Here is a 280-nt window from a genome sequence, read left to right as displayed (position 1 = left end):
GGCCGCCCGATCTACGACGACGCGTTCCGCCCCGGTGACCCGACGAAGTCCGAGGACGGCAAGAAGGGCAAGACCGTGTTCGCGGTGCCGGGCTTCCTCGGCGGCAAGAACTGGATGCCGATCGGCTACAGCCCCGACACGAAGCTGTTCTACGTCCCCTCGAACGAGTGGGGCATGGACATCTGGAACGAGCCCGACGCCTACAAGAAGGGCGCCGCCTACCTCGGCGCCGGCTTCACCATCAAGCCGATCTTCGAGGACCACATCGGCTCGCTCAAGG

At 65.7% G+C, this 280-nt stretch carries 1 pseudogene; it reads left to right on the top strand.

What is annotated here, in order from left to right:
• Positions 1-280: pseudogene (locus ACLBXP_RS26085) on the top strand (PQQ-dependent dehydrogenase, methanol/ethanol family); the annotation flags it as partial.

It is taken from the genome of Methylobacterium sp. A54F (genome assembly GCF_053346035.1).
This window is presented reverse-complemented; position numbering and strand designations above follow the sequence as displayed.